General features: G+C 57.2%; 20 protein-coding genes and 1 tRNA gene. 6 read left to right on the top strand and 15 right to left on the bottom strand.

The features are described 5' to 3' along the window. Positions 1-28: 28 nt before the first annotated feature. The 4 genes from GGR91_RS07170 to GGR91_RS07155 form a co-directional block, all read right to left on the bottom strand. The gene (locus tag GGR91_RS07170) at positions 29-829 is read right to left on the bottom strand and encodes an FKBP-type peptidyl-prolyl cis-trans isomerase (protein WP_246337064.1); all 801 of its coding nucleotides are present in this window, start codon (positions 827-829) and stop codon (positions 29-31) included. Between the two features lie 169 nt (positions 830-998). Then, entirely contained in the window at positions 999-2,390 is a 1,392-nt protein-coding gene (locus GGR91_RS07165; protein ID WP_183941406.1) for an aspartate aminotransferase family protein, read from the bottom strand. Positions 2,391-2,599: 209 nt separating this feature from the next. Beyond that, a complete protein-coding gene (locus GGR91_RS07160) occupies positions 2,600-3,334 on the bottom strand; it encodes a gamma-glutamyl-gamma-aminobutyrate hydrolase family protein (RefSeq protein WP_183941405.1) in 735 nt (244 codons plus the stop codon). A gap of 27 nt (positions 3,335-3,361) precedes the next feature. Continuing rightward, positions 3,362-4,522: an isovaleryl-CoA dehydrogenase gene (locus GGR91_RS07155; RefSeq protein WP_183941404.1), complete on the bottom strand. Its 1,161-nt coding sequence runs from the start codon at positions 4,520-4,522 to the stop codon at positions 3,362-3,364. 103 nt (positions 4,523-4,625) lie between these two features. Between GGR91_RS07155 and GGR91_RS07150 the strand changes: the two genes are divergently transcribed. The 4 genes from GGR91_RS07150 (at position 4,626) to fdxA (ending at position 9,350) form a co-directional block, all read left to right on the top strand. Further along, entirely contained in the window at positions 4,626-5,861 is a 1,236-nt protein-coding gene (locus GGR91_RS07150) for an NAD(P)/FAD-dependent oxidoreductase (RefSeq protein ID WP_183941403.1), read from the top strand. A 4-nt stretch (positions 5,862-5,865) separates the two neighbouring features. Next, positions 5,866-8,640 (top strand): helicase-related protein, encoded by a 2,775-nt coding sequence (locus GGR91_RS07145; protein ID WP_246337063.1) that lies wholly within the window; start codon positions 5,866-5,868, stop codon positions 8,638-8,640. Positions 8,641-8,655: 15 nt separating this feature from the next. Further along, positions 8,656-8,904 (top strand): RNA-binding S4 domain-containing protein, encoded by a 249-nt coding sequence (locus GGR91_RS07140; RefSeq protein ID WP_183941402.1) that lies wholly within the window; start codon positions 8,656-8,658, stop codon positions 8,902-8,904. 107 nt (positions 8,905-9,011) lie between these two features. Next, positions 9,012-9,350 (top strand): ferredoxin FdxA, encoded by a 339-nt coding sequence (fdxA, locus tag GGR91_RS07135; RefSeq protein ID WP_183941401.1) that lies wholly within the window; start codon positions 9,012-9,014, stop codon positions 9,348-9,350. Here the strand turns inward: fdxA and GGR91_RS07130 are convergent. Genes GGR91_RS07130 through lipB form a run of 3 tightly spaced genes read right to left on the bottom strand, consistent with a single transcriptional unit; the run spans position 9,347 to position 11,625 of the window. Next, entirely contained in the window at positions 9,347-10,639 is a 1,293-nt protein-coding gene (locus tag GGR91_RS07130) for an NADH:flavin oxidoreductase/NADH oxidase family protein (protein WP_322788777.1), read from the bottom strand. The genes fdxA and GGR91_RS07130 overlap by 4 nt on opposite strands. After that, positions 10,636-10,932 carry a hypothetical protein gene (locus GGR91_RS07125; RefSeq protein WP_183941400.1) on the bottom strand — a complete coding sequence of 99 codons (297 nt, stop codon included), beginning with the start codon at positions 10,930-10,932 and terminating at the stop codon, positions 10,636-10,638. The genes GGR91_RS07130 and GGR91_RS07125 overlap by 4 nt, the downstream gene beginning before the upstream one ends. Positions 10,933-10,947: 15 nt before the next feature. Beyond that, the gene (lipB, locus tag GGR91_RS07120; RefSeq protein ID WP_183941399.1) at positions 10,948-11,625 is read right to left on the bottom strand and encodes a lipoyl(octanoyl) transferase LipB; all 678 of its coding nucleotides are present in this window, start codon (positions 11,623-11,625) and stop codon (positions 10,948-10,950) included. A gap of 82 nt (positions 11,626-11,707) precedes the next feature. On the opposite strand from lipB, the gene GGR91_RS07115 reads away from it, so the two are divergent. Then, positions 11,708-12,451, top strand: a complete 744-nt coding sequence (locus GGR91_RS07115) for a hypothetical protein (RefSeq protein ID WP_183941398.1) — start codon at positions 11,708-11,710, stop codon at positions 12,449-12,451. Here the strand turns inward: GGR91_RS07115 and GGR91_RS07110 are convergent. The 8 genes from GGR91_RS07110 to petA form a co-directional block, all read right to left on the bottom strand. Next, positions 12,414-13,028 (bottom strand): GNAT family N-acetyltransferase, encoded by a 615-nt coding sequence (locus tag GGR91_RS07110; protein ID WP_183941397.1) that lies wholly within the window; start codon positions 13,026-13,028, stop codon positions 12,414-12,416. The two genes, GGR91_RS07115 and GGR91_RS07110, sit on opposite strands and share 38 nt — an antisense overlap. Positions 13,029-13,034: 6 nt before the next feature. Beyond that, a complete protein-coding gene (gene hemF / locus GGR91_RS07105; RefSeq protein ID WP_183941396.1) occupies positions 13,035-13,892 on the bottom strand; it encodes an oxygen-dependent coproporphyrinogen oxidase in 858 nt (285 codons plus the stop codon). Beyond that, positions 13,889-14,350, bottom strand: a complete 462-nt coding sequence (locus GGR91_RS07100; RefSeq protein WP_183941395.1) for a tRNA (cytidine(34)-2'-O)-methyltransferase — start codon at positions 14,348-14,350, stop codon at positions 13,889-13,891. Before GGR91_RS07100 ends, hemF begins: the two co-directional genes overlap by 4 nt. Positions 14,351-14,539: 189 nt before the next feature. Next, complete coding sequence (locus GGR91_RS07095; protein WP_246337062.1) at positions 14,540-15,115, bottom strand: EF-hand domain-containing protein; 576 nt, start codon at positions 15,113-15,115, stop codon at positions 14,540-14,542. Between the two features lie 148 nt (positions 15,116-15,263). Then, positions 15,264-15,337: transfer RNA gene (locus GGR91_RS07090), tRNA-Gly, on the bottom strand. A 122-nt stretch (positions 15,338-15,459) separates the two neighbouring features. Further along, on the bottom strand, positions 15,460-16,323 hold the full coding sequence (locus GGR91_RS07085) for a cytochrome c1 (protein WP_183941393.1): 864 nt from the start codon (positions 16,321-16,323) through the stop codon (positions 15,460-15,462). An 18-nt stretch (positions 16,324-16,341) separates the two neighbouring features. Then, a complete protein-coding gene (locus GGR91_RS07080) occupies positions 16,342-17,634 on the bottom strand; it encodes a cytochrome b (protein WP_183941392.1) in 1,293 nt (430 codons plus the stop codon). A gap of 14 nt (positions 17,635-17,648) precedes the next feature. Continuing rightward, a complete protein-coding gene (gene petA / locus GGR91_RS07075) occupies positions 17,649-18,299 on the bottom strand; it encodes a ubiquinol-cytochrome c reductase iron-sulfur subunit (protein ID WP_183941391.1) in 651 nt (216 codons plus the stop codon). Positions 18,300-18,584: 285 nt separating this feature from the next. Between petA and GGR91_RS07070 the strand changes: the two genes are divergently transcribed. Beyond that, complete coding sequence (locus tag GGR91_RS07070; protein ID WP_183941390.1) at positions 18,585-19,958, top strand: class II 3-deoxy-7-phosphoheptulonate synthase; 1,374 nt, start codon at positions 18,585-18,587, stop codon at positions 19,956-19,958. The last annotated feature ends 5 nt before the right edge of the window (positions 19,959-19,963 follow it).

Raw genomic sequence — 19,963 nt, 5'->3', positions numbered from 1 at the left:
ACGCAAAGTCCGTCCGCCGCGATTCCCCTTAATTGTCAGCGGTTGGCGCAGGCCGGACATCCAACAAGGTCACGATGATGTTGCTTTCGGGACCGGAATCAGCGCCCTTGGGCATGCAAAAACGATAGGTTGAGCCTGCCTGCATCATTTTCAGCCCCTCGCCGAACACGGGCGATGCTTGGCTCAACGCAATTTTTTCCCATTCGCGCTGCTGCTGCACGACGCCGGTGCTGGCGTCAAAAACGGTGAAGTCGACCAGCGCCATGTCGCTATCGGTCGCGCTCTTGCCCGCGCCGGCCTTTATGAGGTCAAAGCCAAGTCCGCTTGCCGTGGTTTGCGAACAACTGCGTTCTGCCACTGGAATGACTGGCTTTGGCGCAGGGTTTTTGAAGGACAGCAAATCGACTTCGAACACCAGATCCGCATTGGCGGGGATGGGACCAGTGCCTGCCGCGCCATAGCCAAGCTTTGACGGGATGCAGAGACGGTAGCTGCCGCCCGCCTGCATCAATTGCAGACCCTGCGCAAAACCGGGGATGACGCCGCCAACGGGAAACTGTGCGCCTTGCCCTGAATCAAACTCGGTGCCGTCAGCGGTCAGCATGCCCTTATAATTCACGATCACGCGCGATTCAGCATTCGGACGTTCGCCTTTACCCGCCTTAATGACGGTGTAGGACAGACCTTCCGGTGTCGTGGTCGTGCAGGTGAGAACGGATGGCTTGGGCTTTGCCGCAACCGGGGCCGCCGCATGTGCAGGCGTAAATTGAAGAAGCAGGGCAGGGGTGACGGCAGCCGTGAGGGCGCGCTGGAGCATTTTGGATTTCATGGGGTCCTAGGTAATCATTGGATGTGGTTTGTCTAGCGTGAACAACTTACCGTAGTGCTGATCATCCAGACCCGTCACCCTGAACTTGTTTCAGGGTCTTACTTATTGGCCGCCGTAAGTAAGATGCTGAAACGAGTTCAGCATGACGGAAATAGACGGACTAAATAACCTACCCGATCGCGCGTAACTTCGGCTCGGCCTCATCCAGTGACGTGCGAATGATGCCAATCAAATCATCGATCTGCGACGGCGTGATAATCAGTGGCGGGCACATTACGATGCTGTCGCGGATGCCGCGCACCATCAGGCCGTTGCGGATGCAGATATCGCGTACCATTGGCCCTGCCGTGCCTTCAGCCCCGCCGAAACGCGCGCCAGTGGCCTTGTCGGCAACAACCTCGACCGCGCCAAGCAAGCCAACCGAGCGGGCTTCACCGACCAGGGGGTGGTCGCGCAGTGTCGCCAGCTTTTCGGCAAGATAGGGGCCGGTTTCGTTCCGGACTTTTTCGAACAATCCCTCGCGCTCCATAATCTCGATATTGCGTAAGGCGACGGCGGATGCGACGGGGTGCCCCGAATAGGTGTAGCCATGAACGAAATCGCCACCGGTTTTAATGACCTGGACGATCTCCGCGCTCACGGCGACAGCCGAAATCGGCAGGTAACCCGACGACAGCCCCTTGGCCATGGCGATGATGTCCGGTTTTACGCCAACGGTTTCGTGGCCCCAAATATTGCCGGTGCGGCCAAAGCCGCAGATAACCTCGTCACAGACCAACAATATGCCATATTTGCGGCAGATTGCTTCCACCTGCGGCCAGTAATTGGCTGGCGGAATGATAACGCCGCCTGCGCCTTGTACCGGCTCACCAATGAAGGCAGCGACATTTTCCGGGCCTACTTCTAATATCTTATCCTCAATGGCTTGCGCGCATGCCGTGCCGAAATCTTCAGGCGTCATATCGCGGCCTTCATTGTACCAATAAGGCTGGCGGACATGTTCAATACCCGCCATCGGCAAGATGCCGGGGGCAGGGAAGCCTTGGCCGTGCATGACCTTCATTCCGCCCATGCTGACGCCCGCCACGGTGGAGCCATGATAGGCATTGTGGCGGCTGATAACGATGGTGCGGCTATGTTCGCCCTTCACCTGCCAATAATGGCGCACCATCCGTAATATCGTGTCATTGGCTTCGGAACCGGAGCTGTTGAAAAACACATGTGGCAGGCGGCCGCCAGTCAGGCTCGCAATCTTTTCGGCCAGCAAGATGGCTGGTGCGTTCGCGGTTTTGAAGAAACTGTTATAATATGGCAGCTCCAGCATTTGTTCGCGCGCAACCTCAGCAAGCTCATCGCGGCCATAGCCCACGTTGACACACCACAGGCCAGCCATTCCGTCCAAAATGCGATTGCCGTCGCCATCATGGATATAGCAGCCGTCAGCATGGGTGATGATGCGGCTGCCGCCCAGGTCTTCGATTTCCTGCCAGTCGGCTTGCGCGGGCAAATGGTGGGCGATGTCTAAACGGCGAAGTTCGGCGATGTCGTAATTGCGGGGCATGAAAAGGTCTCCATAATGTTCCCCTCCGGCAGGCGGGAGGGGTTAGGGGAGGGTGGGAGCCGCAGGCGATCTATCTGATCTAGCCGTTGCAGGCCCACCCCCAGCCCCTCCCGCTTGCGGGAGGGGAGCGATAGGGCAGCGCCCGAATTCAATTCAGGGCGAAAAGCCTATCCGTGCTTGATAGCGGTTATAACGGGTCACATTTATGTTCACAGATTACCTCTTAACGCCTTTCCCAAAAGGTGGAAATAGGTTTGCGAATCCGCGTCATTTTCCGTCCCCCATTCGGGGTGCCACTGGACCGCCAGCAAGGGGGCGCCATTGGGTCGGGCGCTATAGGCCTCTATAAGTCCATCGGGTGCGCGCGCCTCCACCGTCAGACCATCCGCGAGCGTGCCGATGCCTTGAAAATGCACCGAGTTTACGTCCAACGCGCCTTTGGCATAAGCATTGGACAGCATACCACCGTCGGCAAGTTCAACCGGATGGCGGTGGTCGAACATGGCGTCGAAATCAACATCGTCCGGTGCGTGATGGCGGATAAGGGTATCGCTCGCGCTCGTATCGCGGCGCAACGTTCCGCCTAAGGCGACGTTGATTTCCTGAAAACCCCGGCAAATGCCAAAGACGGGCTTGCGCGCGTCAATCATGCGGTCGACCATGGACATCGCGATCTCGTCGCGGCCGTCGTCAAAGGGGCCATCGCCGCCTTCCTCACCATAATGCCGCGTCGCGACATTTGACGGGCTGCCGGTCAGCAATATGCCGTCGATCCGTGGCGCGACTTCAGCGGCGGTCATCAGGTCGGGCAGCGAGGGGATGATTAACGCCGCCACATCAGCATAGGTCATGGCCGCGCGGATATAGCGGTTCATCACGGCTTGGGCGACTTCGTTGCCGACCATGCGGTTACACGCGATGACACCCAATACCGGACGGCTCATTCTGCTGACTCCTGCGTCATCTTTTGCTCACGCCGCTCCGATCAGCTCCCGGCCAATCAACATCCGGCGAATTTCATTTGTTCCTGCACCAATGTCGAGCAATTTGGCATCGCGCCAATAACGCTCGACCGGCCAATCCTTGGTATAGCCAGCGCCGCCCAGTGCCTGAATGGCTTCGCCCGCCACCTTCACGGCGTTTTCGCTGGCCAACAGGATCGCGCCTGCTGCGTCAAAGCGGGTGGTCTGGCCCGCGTCACATGCGCGCGCGACATTGTAAACATAGCTGCGGGCAGAATTGAGCGCGACATACATGTCGGCAATCTTCGCCTGCATCAGTTGGAAACTGCCGATGGGTTTGCCGAACTGCTTGCGTTCGCGGACATAGGGCAAGACGACGTCAAGGCAGGCCTGCATCACGCCAAGTTGAAGCCCGGCGAGAACAACGCGCTCATAATCCAGACCCGACATCAACACGCCAACGCCGCCATGCAACGGGCCCATCATCTGTTCTTCGGATACGAAGCAGTCGTTGAACACCAGTTCCGCCGTGGGCGATCCGCGCATCCCGACCTTGTCGATTTTCTGGCCGATGGAAAAACCCTCCATGCCTTTCTCGATCAGAAAGGCGGTGATGCCGCGCGATGCAGCCTCAGGCGCGGTCTTGGCATAGACAACCAAAGTGTCCGCATAAGGCGCGTTGGTGATCCAGAATTTCGTACCGTTCAATATGTAACCGCCCTGAACCGCTTCGGCCTTCAGCTTCATCGAAACAACGTCCGAACCTGCGCCGGTTTCGGACATGGCCAAACTGCCGACATGTTCGCCCGAAATCAGCTTGGGCAGATATTTCGCCTTTTGCTCGGGCGAGGCCCAACGCGCGATCTGGTTGACGCACAGATTGGAATGCGCGCCATAAGACAGTCCGATGGATGCCGACGCCCGGCTGACCTCCTCAACGGCGACAACATGTTCCAAATAGCCAAGGCCAAGGCCGCCATCTTCTTGTGCAACCGTCATGCCGTGCAGCCCAAGCGCGCCCATGGCTGGCCATAATTCTTCCCGTGGAAACCAGTCATCGGCATCAATTTTGGTGGCCAAGGGCGCGATTTTATCCGTCGCAAAGCGCTTGGTGGTATCGCGGATCATGTCGGCATTTTCGCCGAGGGCAAAGTCTAAAGTCATCGCCATCCTCTGCCATTTATTTGATAGTGCCGCAAGCATGGGACTAGCCAGTTGCTGACCTTTTGCTTACCGCACTTTTGATATTTTCCTAATGAGCGAATCTTGAACGATGCATTATGACATTCTCATCGTCGGTGGCGGCCATGGCGGTGCGCAAGCGGCCATCGCATTGCGGCAGGCAAAATTCGAAGGCAGCATCGCTATCGTCAATGCCGAACCTGAATATCCTTATGAGCGCCCACCATTGTCCAAGGACTATTTTGCGGGCGACAAGCCGTTTGAACGCATCATGATCCGGCCTGCTGCGTTTTGGGCGGAGCGTTCGGTGGATATGTTGCTTGGCCAGCGGGTGGAGACGGTGGATGCCGCCGCGCATTCCGTCACGACTGCTGACGGCACAGTCATCACTTATGGCCATATGATCTGGGCCACAGGCGGCGACCCGCGGCAATTGCCGGTCACGGGGGGCAACCTACGCGGCGTGCATGTTGTCAGGACCCGGGCCGATGTGGATCACATGGTCGAAGGCCTGGATGATGTCGCGGACGTTGTGATTGTCGGCGGTGGCTATATCGGGCTTGAGGCCGCAGCGGTGCTGCGTAAAATGGGTAAGAAAGTGACGGTGCTGGAGGCGATGGATCGCGTGCTTGCGCGGGTCGCTGGCGAACCGCTGTCGCGTTTTTATGAATCTGAACATCGCAGCCATGGCGTCGATCTGCGTCTGAACGTCGGCATTGCGGCGATTGAAGGCGACGATGTCGCCACCGGCGTTCGCTTGACCGATGGCGAAGTTATACCTGCGCAAATGGTCATCGTTGGCATTGGCATCATCCCTTCGGTTGCGCCTTTGTTGACGGCGGGTGCCGCTGGCGGCGCTGGGGTTGACGTCGACGCTTATTGCCGGACGTCCTTGCCAGATATCTTTGCCATTGGTGATTGCGCGGCCCATGCCAACAGCTTTGCCGGCGGCAATATCATGCGCGTGGAATCGGTGCAGAATGCCAATGACATGGCCAATGCGGTGGCGAAAAGCCTGATGGGTGCGTTGACCGAATATCATGCGGTGCCGTGGTTCTGGTCAAACCAATATGACTTAAGGCTGCAAACCGTTGGCATCAGCGCCGGCTATGACACGACTGTGCTGCGCGGTGATTTGGAGGCACGCAGCTTTTCGCTGATCTATTTGAAATCGGGCCGTGTCATTGCCCTTGATTGTGTGAACGCGACCAAGGATTATGTGCAGGGCCGCGCCTTTGTGACCGAGGGCTTGTCGCCTTCCGCTGAACAATTGGCAAACACCGAAGTTCCCTTGAAAGAACTCGCTGCAGAATTGACAGCCACCTAAACTTTTGCCGCCAGTCCGTTCCGCCCTCACGGCCATTTTAGGTCCAACCAACACCGGCAAGACCCATCTCGCTGTTGAGCGGATGTGCGCCCATTCGAGCGGAATGATCGGCTTTCCATTGCGGCTGCTGGCGCGGGAAATCTATGACCGGCTGGTGGCGATTAAAGGCGCGCAAAATGTCGCGCTGATTACGGGCGAAGAGCGGATCGAGCCGCCACAGGCGCGCTGGTATTGCTGCACCGTGGAAAGCATGCCGATCCACAAGGAATTTGCCTTCGTTGCAATTGACGAAGCGCAATTGGGGGCGGACCCCGAGCGCGGGCATATTTTTACAGACCGCATCTTGCATGCCCGCGGACGTGAGGAAACGATGATCTTGGGTTCGGAAAGCCTGCGCCCGATCATCCGGTCGCTGCTGCCCGATGCGGAGATCATCTCGCGCCCGCGCTTTTCCACGTTAAGCTATGCCGGCGCAAAGAAGCTGTCCCGGCTGCCCAAACGGTCTGCCATCGTCGCGTTTTCGATTGAGCAGGTGTATGCAGTCGCCGAAACATTACGCCGGATGCGGGGCGGCGCTGCGGTGGTCATGGGGGCCTTGTCGCCGCGCACCCGCAATGCGCAGGTGGCGATGTTCCAGTCGGGCGAGGTTGATTATCTCGTGGCCACAGATGCGATTGGCATGGGGCTGAACCTTGATGTCGCACATGTCGCCTTTGTCAGCCTGTCGAAATTTGACGGTTCGCGCAGACGCAGGTTGACCGTCGCCGAAATGGCGCAAATCGCGGGGCGGGCCGGACGGCACCAACGGGACGGAAGCTTTGGCACGCTCGCGGGCGAAGGCAGCGAGTTTACCCCCGAAGAGGTGCTGGCGATTGAGGGGCACAGTTTCCCAAGGCTGGACTGGCTATTTTGGCGCGAGGCAAAGCCAAGATTTAACGACATCGCGACGCTGATTGCGGATCTTGAGAAAAAACCGGGCCGTCCGGGCCTGTTGCCCGCGCCCAAGGTCATCGACCTTTTGGTGCTCAAGCGACTGGCCGAAATGCCCGATGTGAAATCGCTGATCCGGCATCCTGTTGATGTGGCGCGGTTGTGGGAAGTGGCCTGCTTGCCGGATTTCCGGCAAATGGGTGAGGAGCATCATAGCCGCTTTGTCGCGTCCTTATGGCAATATCTGGGGCAGGGCGCGCGCGTCATTCCGCACGGCATTTACGCCAACGAGCTGGCGCGGCTGGATAATATTCAAGGCGACGTCGACACGCTGTCCGCCCGAATCGCAGCGGTGCGGACATGGACCTATATCGCGCACCGGAACGATTGGCTGGCCAACCCGCCAGCGATGGCCGAACGCGCGCGGGCGCTCGAAGAAAAATTATCGGACGCGTTGCACGATGCGCTGCGTCAGCGGTTTGTCGACAAACGCACGTCAATGTTGCTGCGCAAAGGTGCTGGCGATGTCGGGCTGTTACCCGTTGAAATCCAGCAGGATAATCGCGTTCTGGTCGATGGCGAAGACATTGGGACTTTACAAGGATTTGCCTTTCGGGTTGACCCGGCGGCAAAAGCGGGTGACCGTAAATTATTATTGGCTGCCGCAGAACGACATCTGGCAGCGCATTTGAGACAAAAGGCAAAGGACGTATCTATGGCAGAGGATAGCGCATTCTCGCTCGCAGCCGATGGGGAGGGTAAACCTTCGATCTTCTGGAAGGATGACCTTCTGGGCACATTGACCAAGGGGCGTACGCTGCTTCAACCTGCATTTTCGACCGTAAAGGCTGTCGCCGGATTGGAAGGCGACGCCCTGCGCGAGATTGTCACGCGCGCGGAAAGCTGGATTGAAAGCCAACTGGCAAAGGCGATGGGCGGCATTGTCGGATTGCTCGACCTCGCCCAGCAAGCTGATGTCGACGGCAACGTCCGTGCGCTTGCCGTGCGCCTTGCGGATGAAGGTGGGATTGCGGGGCGGCATTATCTTGCCGACGCCATCGCCGCGCTGCCCAAGGAAGCCCGCGGGGCCGCACGCAAGGGCGGTATCGTTTTCGGCGCGCTCGATATTTATCACCACGCCGCGTTGAAGCCCGCTGCCGCCAAATGGCGCGCAGCCTTGTTTGCCGCACGCGACAACCGCGCCATGCCTGTGCTGCCACCCGAAAGCGCGGTGCATTTGAAAACATGGAATTTTGCGAACCCGTCGGAGGCCAGAAATGCGGGCTATCGCCGGATTGGTGATGAATATGTGCGTATCGATTTGGCCGAACGCGTGATCAAAAAAGCGCATGAAGCGCGCTGGCAGAACAATGCCTTTGGCATGGACATGGCCTTTGCAACCTCGCTGGGTATTAGCGAGGCCGGTTTGAAAGCGCTGATGCGCGACGCCGGTTTCCGCCCCGCCGAAGCGGCGGTTGTAACGGAGGCCGTCGCTGATGCCGTTCCGGCTGACGAAACGCCCGTGGTCGAAGAAAGCACGCCAGTCGAAACCACACCAGCGCCTGAGGCTGAAGCCGCAGTTGAAGCAATAGTCGCCGACGCCGTTGCGCAAGAGCAAACCGCGCCAAAAGAAACCGCGCCAGTTGTGCTGACGCATTGGCGTTGGGTGGGCTTGCCCAAGCCACGTCCGCCCGAACAGCGCAGGCCGCATGCTTCTGCAGAACGAAAGCCGCACGCGTCGGCAAAGCCGAAGGGTAAGCCCGATCGCACACCGCCAGCGCCAAAGCCAAGTGCGCCGCCGTCGGCATTGGCCTTGCAATTGGCTGCGCTCAAAGGCCTCAAGTTCTAAAAGGTCGGGCAAGCCTTGCGGATCGACAAGCTGCTGTTCTTTCTGCGATTGGCCAAAAGCCGTTCGCTCGCGCTCAGTTGGGCGGAGGCTGGCCATATAAGGTTGAATGGCCGCCGGATCGAAAAGGGCAGCGCTGCGGTGCGCATTGGCGATATCATCACCATGCCATTGGGCGATGCTGTTTTGACGTTAAAGCTGCTCTCTGTCCCTGTTCGGCGAGGTCCTGCATCAGAGGCGCAGCTTTTCTATCAGCGTATCGACTAAAAAATTGGCGACTCGGTGCAATCCGGCGTTGACTTCCCCCTGCACCTCGCAATAGGCAGACGTATCGAAACGGCTAATCCGCCGTCGTGTATGGGAGAGTTCCGCCAATGACTTATGTCGTTACCGATGCCTGCATCCGCTGCAAATATATGGACTGCGTTGAAGTGTGTCCGGTGGATTGCTTCTATGAAGGCGACAATATGCTCGTCATCAACCCAAATGAGTGCATCGATTGCGGCGTGTGCGAACCCGAATGCCCTGCAGAAGCGATTTTGCCAGACACCGAAAGCGGTTTGGAACAATGGCTTGAGCTGAACGCAACCTATAGCGCAGAATGGCCGAACATCACATCCAGCCGCGAACCGCCTGCAGACGCAGATGAGCATAAGGGCGAAGAAGGCAAGTTCGACAAATATTTCAGCGCTGAGCCCGGCGAAGGCGATTAAGCCTTCGCGGCGCGCCGCTCTTTAAGCCAGCTTCTTTGATAGGATTCTACTTCGCGTAGAGCCTCGAAGACCGTGACGGTCGGCTTCGTCCGGCCGGTACGTCCTAGCGCGTATATCTGGCTGTAAAACCAATATTGGGTCGCAAAACCTTCAATCCCGCGCACCGCCTTTATCTTGCGTAGGCTGGATAGCCACTCGGGCAAAAGCTTAAGCTGGTTTTCAACCTTGGGCAGCATCGCCAAGCCACCGAGCAGCCGCTTTGGCGCTTCGGGCATGACGCATAATGGCCGCGCCAATCCGATAACATCGGCCGCCCTGTTGCGAAGCGCCTGTTCCATGGCGGATGCGCTGCGGAAACCGCCGGTGACCATCAATGGAATGGTCAGCTCACTCTTCATCGCTTTTGCAAAATCAACGAAATAGGCTTCGCGTGCGAGTGTGGTTTCCGCGACGGTCTGCGTCTCTTCGGCTTCCATCCCCTCAATGCCCAATAGCTTGGGCTGCTCATACGTGCCGCCCGATATCTCGATCAAATCCACGCCAGCATCCTGAAGCCAGCGGGCCACCTGAAGGCTGTCTTCAAAAGCAAAACCGCCGCGTTGGAAATCCGCGCTGTTCAGCTTGACCGAAATCGGGAATGCGGGGCCAACCAAAGTCCGGACGGTGTTGACGGTGAACATCAGGAAGCGGGCACGGTTGACGAGGCTGCCCCCCCAACGATCGGTGCGCTGGTTTGACTTCGGGCTGAGGAATTGTGAGATCAGATAGCCGTGCGCAGCATGGATTTGAACGCCCGTGAACCCGGCATTTTGGCAATGCAGCGCCGCTTGGCCGAAACGGCCAATCAGGTTTAGAATTTCATCCTCGGTCAATGCAACCGGCATTCCAAATTGTCCGCCGGGCAGGCCCAGCTTGACCGCTGACGGCGCCTTTGGACGTGGATTGATGCCACGCATGGTCTGGCGGCCCGCATGGCTTATCTGCGCCCAAAAATGGTTGCCATTGCGCGTCGCAGCCTTGGTCCATGATTTGAGCGCATCCATCATCGCTTCGTCCGGCTGTCCGCTGAAAAAGACGTTTCCGGGCCGTTCCAGATGGTCGGCGTCAATATGGATGTTGCCGGAAATCTGAAGACCAGCGCCTCCGTCCGACCAGATACCGTACAGGCGCTGTAACTCGGGCGTGGGCACGCCTTGCGTGTCCGCCAACCCCTCGGTCATCGCGGCTTTTGCTATTCTGTTTTTGAGTACGGCCCCACAGGGCAGTTGTATGGCGCTACTTAAGATCACTTTGGCTCGCTTGGTTCTTCAATTTTTGGTTCGTCTGAACCATCGGTTTTGGGTTCGTCGCTTTTTTCCGGCGTTGCTTTTTCAGCATCGGTATCGGCACGCACGGGCATCGCTTCAACAGGTGCCTCATCGGTGGATTCGTCGGTGTTGATCATGTCGTCACTGATCGTGCCTTTAAGGCTTTCGAGATTATCCATCCGCGTTTCTGTGACCTGATTGTCTTCTTTACCGCCGCCACAGGCGGTCAATGCCAGCAAGGCTGCAAAGGCAGGTGCTATGATGGTGAAACGCATATCGTCCTCAGTTCTCTATTCCGGCGCGACCGTACAATTTCCGCCCGCTTTGGCAAGGTTAATGAGAAAGTCGGGGAAGGTGGCGCGCAAGGCTGCGTCGAAGTCCTGCATTGATGCGTCAATGCCAAGGTCCGCGAGGCTTGTGACCGGATATTCGGATATCCCGCACGGAACGATGCCGCCGAAATGATTCAAATCAGGCGCAATATTCACCGCAAAGCCGTGCATCGTCACCCATCTGCGGATTCGCACGCCGATTGCGCCGATTTTTGCTTCCTGACCATTTTTGGTGTCGCACCATATGCCAACACGGCCTTCGGCGCGGCGTGCCTCCACACCGAAATGGCCAAGCGCAGCGATAACCCAACCCTCGAGCGCATGCACATAACAGCGGACATCTTTGCAATGCTTGGCAAGGTCAAGCATGACATAGCCCACCCGCTGCCCCGGCCCATGATAGGTGTACCGTCCGCCGCGTCCGGTGTCGTACACGGGAAATGCGGTGCTCAGCAATTCTGCCGGGTCTGCGCTCGTTCCGCCTGTGTATAATGGCGGGTGTTCCAGCAACCAGATAAGCTCCCGTGCATTTTCCTCACGGATCGCCGCCTGCAACGTTTCCATACGGGCAACGGCTTCGGGATAGGGGGTTAGCCCTTCGGAAACGTCCCAATCAATATTGCCATCGATCTTCATCCGCGCTGCTTAGCATGGTGCAAGCCGCTTGCCACCGGATATGTCAGCCTCTACCCCGCGCAGCTAGGGTCAGGGAGTGTATATGCAAAAGAGGCTTGATTATCGTGCGGTGGCCAAAGATGCGCGCGCTTCATTCGCTGCGCATCGTGAAGCCATTATCGCCATTGCGGGCTTTTTCATTTTCATGTCGAACTGGATCGCGGGCTATTTGGCGCCACCGCTCGTCCTTGAAAGCTTTGACGACACAACCAAAGTCATCGCGGCGTTCAGCGGCTATTTCGCGGCGAATTGGCCGGTCTTGTTGCCGGCGATGCTTGTCACAATGTATGGCAGCCTTGCGCTTTATGTCCTGATTTCGGGACGCAAATTGGCGCAGGTGGGCGACGCGCTTGTCATCGCGGCCGCATTGTTCCCGACATATTTGACTGCGACCATATTGACCGGTTGGGCGACATTTGCGGGGTTTTTGCTGTTCATCATTCCCGGACTTTATCTCACGGGCCGTTTTGCCGTGCTGCCAGCGGTCATCGCGCAAGAACCGGGGCTTGGCATCATCGATGCGGTGAAGCAGACTTGGGCGACAACGCGCACATGCGGTTGGGCCATAGTGATACTGACGCTGTTTATCGCGGTCGCTATACGCCTGGTTTCAGGGATCGTTGGTGATGCCGTCGCGGGCATATGCGAAGCAGTTGCGGGTGAGGGCGGAATTCCCGTCGTCCAAGCTGCGGTCAGCGCGTTTTTCGCGGCGGTTGAGGCCGTTATTTATGTTATCGCTGCGACGGTGGTTAATCGTCAGCTTGGGGCACAGACGGCACCCCAATAATCGGAATATGCGGCGCTGCATCGCGCGGGATGAGGCCGCTGATCCGCGGGTCTGCAAATGTTTCCAATTGCCGTTGATAGGCCGTGAACCCGGCCTTTTGGTAAAAGGCGAGCGCGGTGGGACCGTCCAGCGTGCATGTATGCACCCACATGCGTTGCACGCCAGCTTCTGCCCAGCCGAGCTGAAGCGCCATGGCCATCAACCATTTGCCATGGCCCTTGCCAGCAAGTTCGGGGATCAGGCCGAAAAAGGCAATTTCACATGCACCCTCGGTTCTGAAGTCGAGCTCCAATATGCCAACTTCAATCCCGCGCCTGTCGACCACCGCCCAAATCCGGACCTTGGGGTCGTGAATGGTCGCAATCAGCGTCTCGTCGTCCATCTCAAGGCGTGAGAACCACAGCCAAGGTTCGCCGATACGGCGATAGAGCGTGCGGTATTTGTCGGCATGCGGGGCGTGCCATGGCTCTAGCCGCAAATCTGACGCAGGCAGCGCGCGCAATGGCGGACGCTTGGTCATTTCCAGCGAGGTTACAATGGCACCAAGGTCGCCATCGGCAATCGGGCTATACGGCATTTTGGATTAATCCCACGCGACGTCGGGCGGAAGGCTCATCAAAATCGCGTCAACATTTCCGCCGGTTTTCAGGCCAAAGGTCGTGCCGCGGTCATATACAAGATTGAATTCGGCGTAGAGCCCGCGCCAGCGCCGCTGCGCCTGCTTTTCTTCGGCGGTGAATGGCTGATTCATCCGGCGGCGCACCAGCTTGGGAAAGATATCGAGGAAAGCTTCGCCGACATCGCGGGTCAGTGCAAAATTCTGGTCGAAAATGGCATCGCTGCTGTTTTCCAGATGGTCATAGAAAATACCGCCAACACCGCGATGCACGTTGCGGTGGGGGATCCAGAAATAATCCTCCGCCCATTTGCGATAACGTTCGTACACGTCGGGGCCATAAGGCGCGCAGGCCGCACGCAGGCGCGCGTGGAAGTCGGCCGTGTCTTCTTCGTAAGGGATGGGCGGGTTGAGATCAGCACCGCCGCCAAACCAGCTTTTCGTGGTCACGAGATAGCGTGTATTCATATGCACCGCTGGCACATGTGGATTGGCCATATGCGCGACGAGGCTGATACCGGTCGCGAAGAAATTTGGGTCTTCAGCCGCGCCATGAATGGTCTTGGCAAATTCGGGGTTGAAGCTGCCCCCTACGGTCGAAACGTTCACGCCAACCTTTTCAAAGATTTTACCCTTCATCACGCCGCGCACGCCGCCGCCGCCGGGCGAACCGTCATGGTCGTGGCGATCCCAAGGGATATATTCGAATGATGCGTCTGATCCGGCTTCGCGTTCGATGGCTTCAAACGCCGCACAAATGCTGTCGCGCAGCGATTCGAACCAACTGCGCGCCGCTTGCTGCCGATTGTCGAGGACCAGGGTCATACTGCACCTTCCGGAAATTGCTGGGTCTGCCGAAGACCTTCTGCCAATGCGATGCCAGCCGACACCGAAATGTTCAAGGACCGAAATCCAGCGCCCATTGGAATATATACGCGGGCGTCGGCGCGCGCATGCACTTCGGGTGGTGCGCCGGTACTTTCCGACCCCATCAGGATGACATCATCGGGCCGAAAGGCGAATGCGGGCAGGGCGGTTGACGCCTTGCTCGACATCAGCACCAACCGCGCGCCGTTCAATGTTTCAAGAAACGCCGACCAGTCGGTGTGGCGCTGAATCTTTGCATGGGCGACATAATCCATACCGGCGCGCCTCAATGCACGTTCGGAAAAGGGGAAACCGCAAGGTTCAATGATGTCGCATTGGACGCAAAAGCATGCGGTTGTGCGTAATACCGCCCCGACATTGCCGGCCATGTCCGGTTGATAGAGCGCGATGCGCATGAAAACTCTCCGATGGAAACCAATGCGTGACGATTAGACCGTATGTGGCCTTCATGGCAACCGCGCCCGCGGGCGATGCTCGGTCGTTGGACAGACATTAGCAACAAAAAAGGCCGGAGACGGCAAAGCAGCTCCGGCCAAGAAAGGCGCGGTCCGAAAGGGGGGAGAAGACCGCGCTAGCCAAGTCTGTTAGCCGCCGTTGGGCTGGGCAGGGGCCATTGGTTCGTTCCAGCCACCCTTGCGTCCGGCCTTGCGCTCGTCGGGGGAGATGCTGCCATCTTTATTGGCATCGGCTTTGGCGAAGCGGGCTTCAGCGGCAGCACGGAATTCTGTCTGCGATATCGCCTTGTCACCATTGCTGTCCACACGCGCCATTATATCCATACGTCCGTCACGGCCACCTTCGTGCTCATGACGCTTGCCCATTTTGCCATGCTCCATGCGCTTTTCGCGTCGGTCCGCGCGGTGCTCATCGCGCATTTCATGTGCGGCCATGAATTCAGCTTGGCTGATCGAGCCGTTTTTGTCGGTATCGATTGCGGCAAAGCGCTTAGCCAGCATCGCGGTCTTGTCGCTGTCATTCAGCGTGCCATCAGCATTGGCGTCCATCATGGCAAAATGCGCATCAGCAGCGGCCATGGCTTCTGCTTTGGTGATAATGCGATTGCCGTCTTGGTCTGCCCTTCCATCGGGCGCGGCATATATTGCTGACGCTGACATTGCCGAAAAGGCCATTAGGCCAGCATAAATTGAAAGTTTCTTCATCCTCATCGCTCCTTATGATCGTCCGCGGGGCTGCAGGTGTAACGCATATAAGCTGAATATTTCGCAACAGTTTGCCGAGGCAAAGCATGTCTGTCGCAAACTGTATCAGCTGCGGCATGTTCCAAGAGGTTTTGAGGCTGCGGAAAGTTGGAGCGGGTAAGGGGAATCGAACCCCTCTAGCTAGCTTGGAAGGCTAGTGCATTACCACTATGCTATACCCGCGACTGGCCATGGGCCGTCTTGAGCGCCGCTATTGCCATTATACGGCTCGAGCGTCAACGCCCAGATTGCAAAAGAAAGGGCCGCAAAAGCGGCCCTTCCCAAAAACTATGCTGTTTTTTTTATCAATGCTTCTTGTCTGCCCAGATTGTTTTGTAGGACATCCAAGCCAGCACTGTGAAGACGAGTAGGAAGCCAAGGGCTGCCCAACCGGCGCTTTTGCGGTTTTCCATCTTTGGTTCCGCAGCCCAGGTCAGGAACGCAGAGACGTCTTTCGCCATCTGCGCCTTGGTGGCCTTCGTACCATCGTCATAGGTAACTTGGTCATCCGCAGCGATCGGTGCTGCCATTGCGATGTTCAGGTTAGCAAACCATGGGTTGAAGTGCAGGCCGGCAGGTGTCGCCGCTTCAGGGAATTCCTTCAGCAGTTCCTTGCCGTCTTCGTTCTTGTAACCAGCTTGGTCACGATAGCCGAGCAGCAATGAATACACATATGCAGGGCCATTTTCACGTGCCTTTGTGATCAACGAAAGATCTGGCGGAAGCGCGTTGTTGTTAGCCGCACGTGCTGCAACTTCGTTCGCAAATGGCGAAGGAATTTTGTCCGCAGGAATGGCTGGACGTGTCGCAGGCTCACCCGTTTCAGGGTTGATGCTTGGAACTTCGGTCTTCCATGCCTTTGCAAGCGCTTTGACCTGATCTTCGCTATAACCCAGTGCCGCGAAATCGCGGAACGAGACCAGCTTCAAACTGTGGCAAGCGGCGCAGACTTCGGAATAGACCTTCAAGCCACGTTGTAATTGACCGCGGTCATATTTGCCCAACGGACCGTCATGGGCAAATTTGACGGGCAAAGTCTCTTCGTGGAACTCCGCCTCAACCGAAGGAACGGCGGGTTCCTTGATCGCAGTGATGACGGTGTCCCCAAGGCCAAGCAACAGCATGCCGCTGAAAAACAGGCCTACCAAAAAAGCAACTAAACGAACCATGATTATGCTTTCCCTGTTTTACGCAGCCGCTGGAAGCGGTTTGCCGGTGACAGCTTCGGTGATTGAATTTGGCAGCGGAAGCGGCCGTTCAATGCGCGAAACGATCGGCAAGATGATCAAGAAGTGAGCGAAATAGTACGCTGCCGCAAGCTGGCTGAGTACAACCCACTGGGTATATGGAGGTTTGCCACCGCAATAGGTCAGGATGACGAGACTTGGGATCAGGCCATACCAGAAGAACTTGCGGAACAATGGACGATAATGTCCCGAACGCACGGGCGACGTGTCCAACCAAGGCAGGAAGAACAGCAGCAAGATCGAGCCGAACATCGCAAGCACGCCCATCAACTTTGCTGGGATGATGATGATGCCGGTGAACGGAATGCCGAAGTCGACCGTGAACGCCTTCAAAATCGCGTAGAAGGGCAAGAAATACCATTCAGGCACGATGTGCGCTGGCGTCGAAAGCGGGTTCGCCGGAATATAGTTGTCCGGGTGGCCCAGCATATTTGGCGCAAAGAAGGTAACCGCAACGAAGAAGATCAAGAAGATCCCCAAGCCGAAGCCGTCTTTTGCGGTGTAATATGGGTGGAATGGAACCGTGTCCTGCTCACCCTTTACGCTCACGCCCGTTGGGTTTGAAGACCCTGGAATGTGCAATGCCCAAATGTGCAGGATGATGACACCAGCAATGACGAATGGCAGTAAATAGTGCAGCGAGAAGAAACGGTTCAATGCAGCTTGGTCCGGCGCAAAACCGCCCAAGAGCAGCTGACGCAGCGGTTCACCCACCAATGGAATGGCGGAGAAGAAGCCCGTGATAACCTGCGCACCCCAGAAGCTCATTTGGCCCCATGGAAGCACATAGCCCATGAACGCAGTCGCCATCATCAACAAGAAGATGGTGACGCCCAGCAACCAGATCATTTCGCGTGGTGCTTTATATGAACCATAGAAAAGACCGCGGAAGATATGGATGTAGACCACGATGAAGAAGAAGCTTGCGCCGTTCATATGCGCATAGCGCACAAACCAGCCCGAGTTCACATCGCGCATGATATGTTCGACGCTGTTGAACGCGCCGTCGACACTTGCATAATAATGCATGGCCAACACGATGCCGGTCACAATCTGGATAACCAAAGCAACGCCCGCAAGGACGCCGAAGTTCCAGAAGTAATTGAGGTTACGGGGTACCGGATATCCGGCGCCAACCGCGTTATATACAAGGCGTGGCAAAGGAAGACGTTCGTCGACCCATTTGCTCACCGCACCCTGCGGTTTATATTCTTGTGCCCAAGGGAAGCTCATCGCGTTTTAGCTCCTCAACCGATTTTGACGACTGTGTCAGAAATGAATGCGAACTCCGGAACAGCTAGGTTCAGCGGAGCTGGACCCTTCCGGATACGTGCGGCGGTGTCATAATGCGAACCATGGCATGGGCAGAAATAGCCGCCATATTCACCCTTAACTTCACCAGCTGCTGCACCAAGCGGCACGCAACCTAAATGGGTGCATACGCCAAGCGTGATCAGCCAATTTTCTTTGCCGGGCTTGGTACGTTCAGCAAGTGTTTGTGGATCGCGCAGCGAACCAACATCAACCTTATTTGCTTCTTCGATTTCTGCAGGCGTCAGATTGCGGATGAACACCGGTTGTTTGCGCCAGCTGGTCTTAATGGACTGACCTGGCTGGATAGCGGCAACGTCCACCTCGATTGAGGCGAGTGCCAGCACGTCCGCGCTTGCGCTCATCTGCGATACCAATGGCATCGCAACCGCTGCGGCGCCTACGCCCGCGAAGCTGACCGCGGCGACGTGAATGAAGTCACGGCGACGAACGCCCGAACCTTCTGCGCCATCATGATTCTGCGCACCAGCTGCCGCTTTCGTTGCGACTGAAGCTGCCGGCGCAGCCGCCGGCTTTTTTACTGCCGGCTTTTTCGCCGTGCTTTTTGTCTTTTTGACTGTCGACATAATCTGCCCTTTTTGCGTTGCGGCGGTTAATCCGCAATAGCGTCGAAATCCCGTCTCTTCCCAAGCTGAAAAGCCTTTCGCCTTACAATTGGGTCGATTCAGCGGGCCTGATAGACGCCTTTAGCCCTTTTTGCCAACAGGGAATTTGGCAGTGCGCATAGCAAAGCGCGCCATGGCGATTGCATTTTGCAAAACCGGCGTAAATTCGCGGCTAATGCTTGCTTCTCGCAACATATTAAGCCTAAAGGGCGCGTCTTTTGAATGATTATTGTTGGAGTAGATCGCATGGCGACACCTTGGACGCCGGATAGCTGGAGAAGCGCGACGGGCATTCACATGCCTGAATATAAGGATGCAGCCGCACTTGCCGCAACCGAAGAGACGTTGCGCAACTATCCGCCGCTGGTTTTTGCAGGCGAGGCGCGCAATCTAACGGCGGATCTGGCCAAGGTCGCCGACGGAAAGGCGTTTCTGTTGCAGGGCGGCGATTGCGCCGAAAGCTTTGCCGAGTTTCATCCCAATAATATCCGCGATACATTCCGCGTCATTCTGCAAATGGCGGTGGTGCTGACCTTTGCGGGCAAATTGCCGGTTGTGAAATTGGGCCGGATGGCTGGCCAGTTTGCCAAGCCACGCTCAACCCCGACTGAAACGATCAATGGCGTCGAACTGCCCAGCTATTTCGGCGACATTATCAACGACATCGAATTTGTTGCCGAAGGCCGCGAGCCTGACCCGGCACGGATGATCCGAGCATACAGCCAGGCGGCGTCAACGCTGAACCTGTTGCGCGCGTTTTCCAACGGCGGTTACGCCAATCTGCAGCAGGTCAATGCGTGGACGCACGATTATATGGGCCGCTCGCCATGGGCGCAGAAATATAAAGAAACTGCGGATCGCATTAGCGAGGCGCTGGCTTTCATGGAGGCCTGTGGCATCACGCCAGAGACTGTCCCGCAGATTAAGGGCACGAGCTTTTACACCAGCCACGAGGCATTGTTGTTGCCGTATGAGCAGGCAATGACCCGTCAGGACAGCCTGACCGGCGATTGGTACGATACGTCGGCGCACTTCCTGTGGATCGGCGACCGCACCCGCTTTGACGGTTCGGCACATGTCGAATTTTTGCGCGGCATCGGGAACCCAATCGGTATCAAATGCGGACCAAGCCTTGAGCCCGACGCACTGTTGCGCATGTTGGATGGGTTGAACCCGTCGCGCGAAGCGGGCCGGATCACGCTGATCTCGCGTTATGGTTATGACAAGGTTGAGAGCGGATTGCCCACTTTGGTGCGTGCCGTCCAGCGCGAGGGGCATCCTGTTATCTGGTCGTGCGATCCGATGCACGGCAATGTCGTCAAATCCGCCAGCGGATATAAAACGCGGCCGTTCGAACGTATTTTGGCTGAAGTCCGCGGCTTCTTTGCCGTGCACCGTGCAGAAGGCAGCTTTGGCGGCGGCATCCATATTGAGATGACGGGCCAGAATGTCACCGAATGCACCGGCGGTGCGGTTGCCGTGACCGACGAAGGTTTGGCAGATCGGTACCACACGCATTGCGACCCACGGTTGAATGCCGCGCAATCGCTGGAACTCGCTTTCCTGTTGGCAGACATACTTAATCAGGAAATGACCGAGCGGGCGAAGAAAGCCGCATAAGCATC

The sequence above is a fragment of the Sphingorhabdus rigui genome (genome assembly GCF_014196595.1).
Taxonomy (GTDB): Bacteria; Pseudomonadota; Alphaproteobacteria; order Sphingomonadales; family Sphingomonadaceae; genus Sphingorhabdus_B; species Sphingorhabdus_B rigui.
Note: the sequence above shows the minus strand (reverse complement) of the source record. Positions and strands in the feature narration are given on the sequence as shown.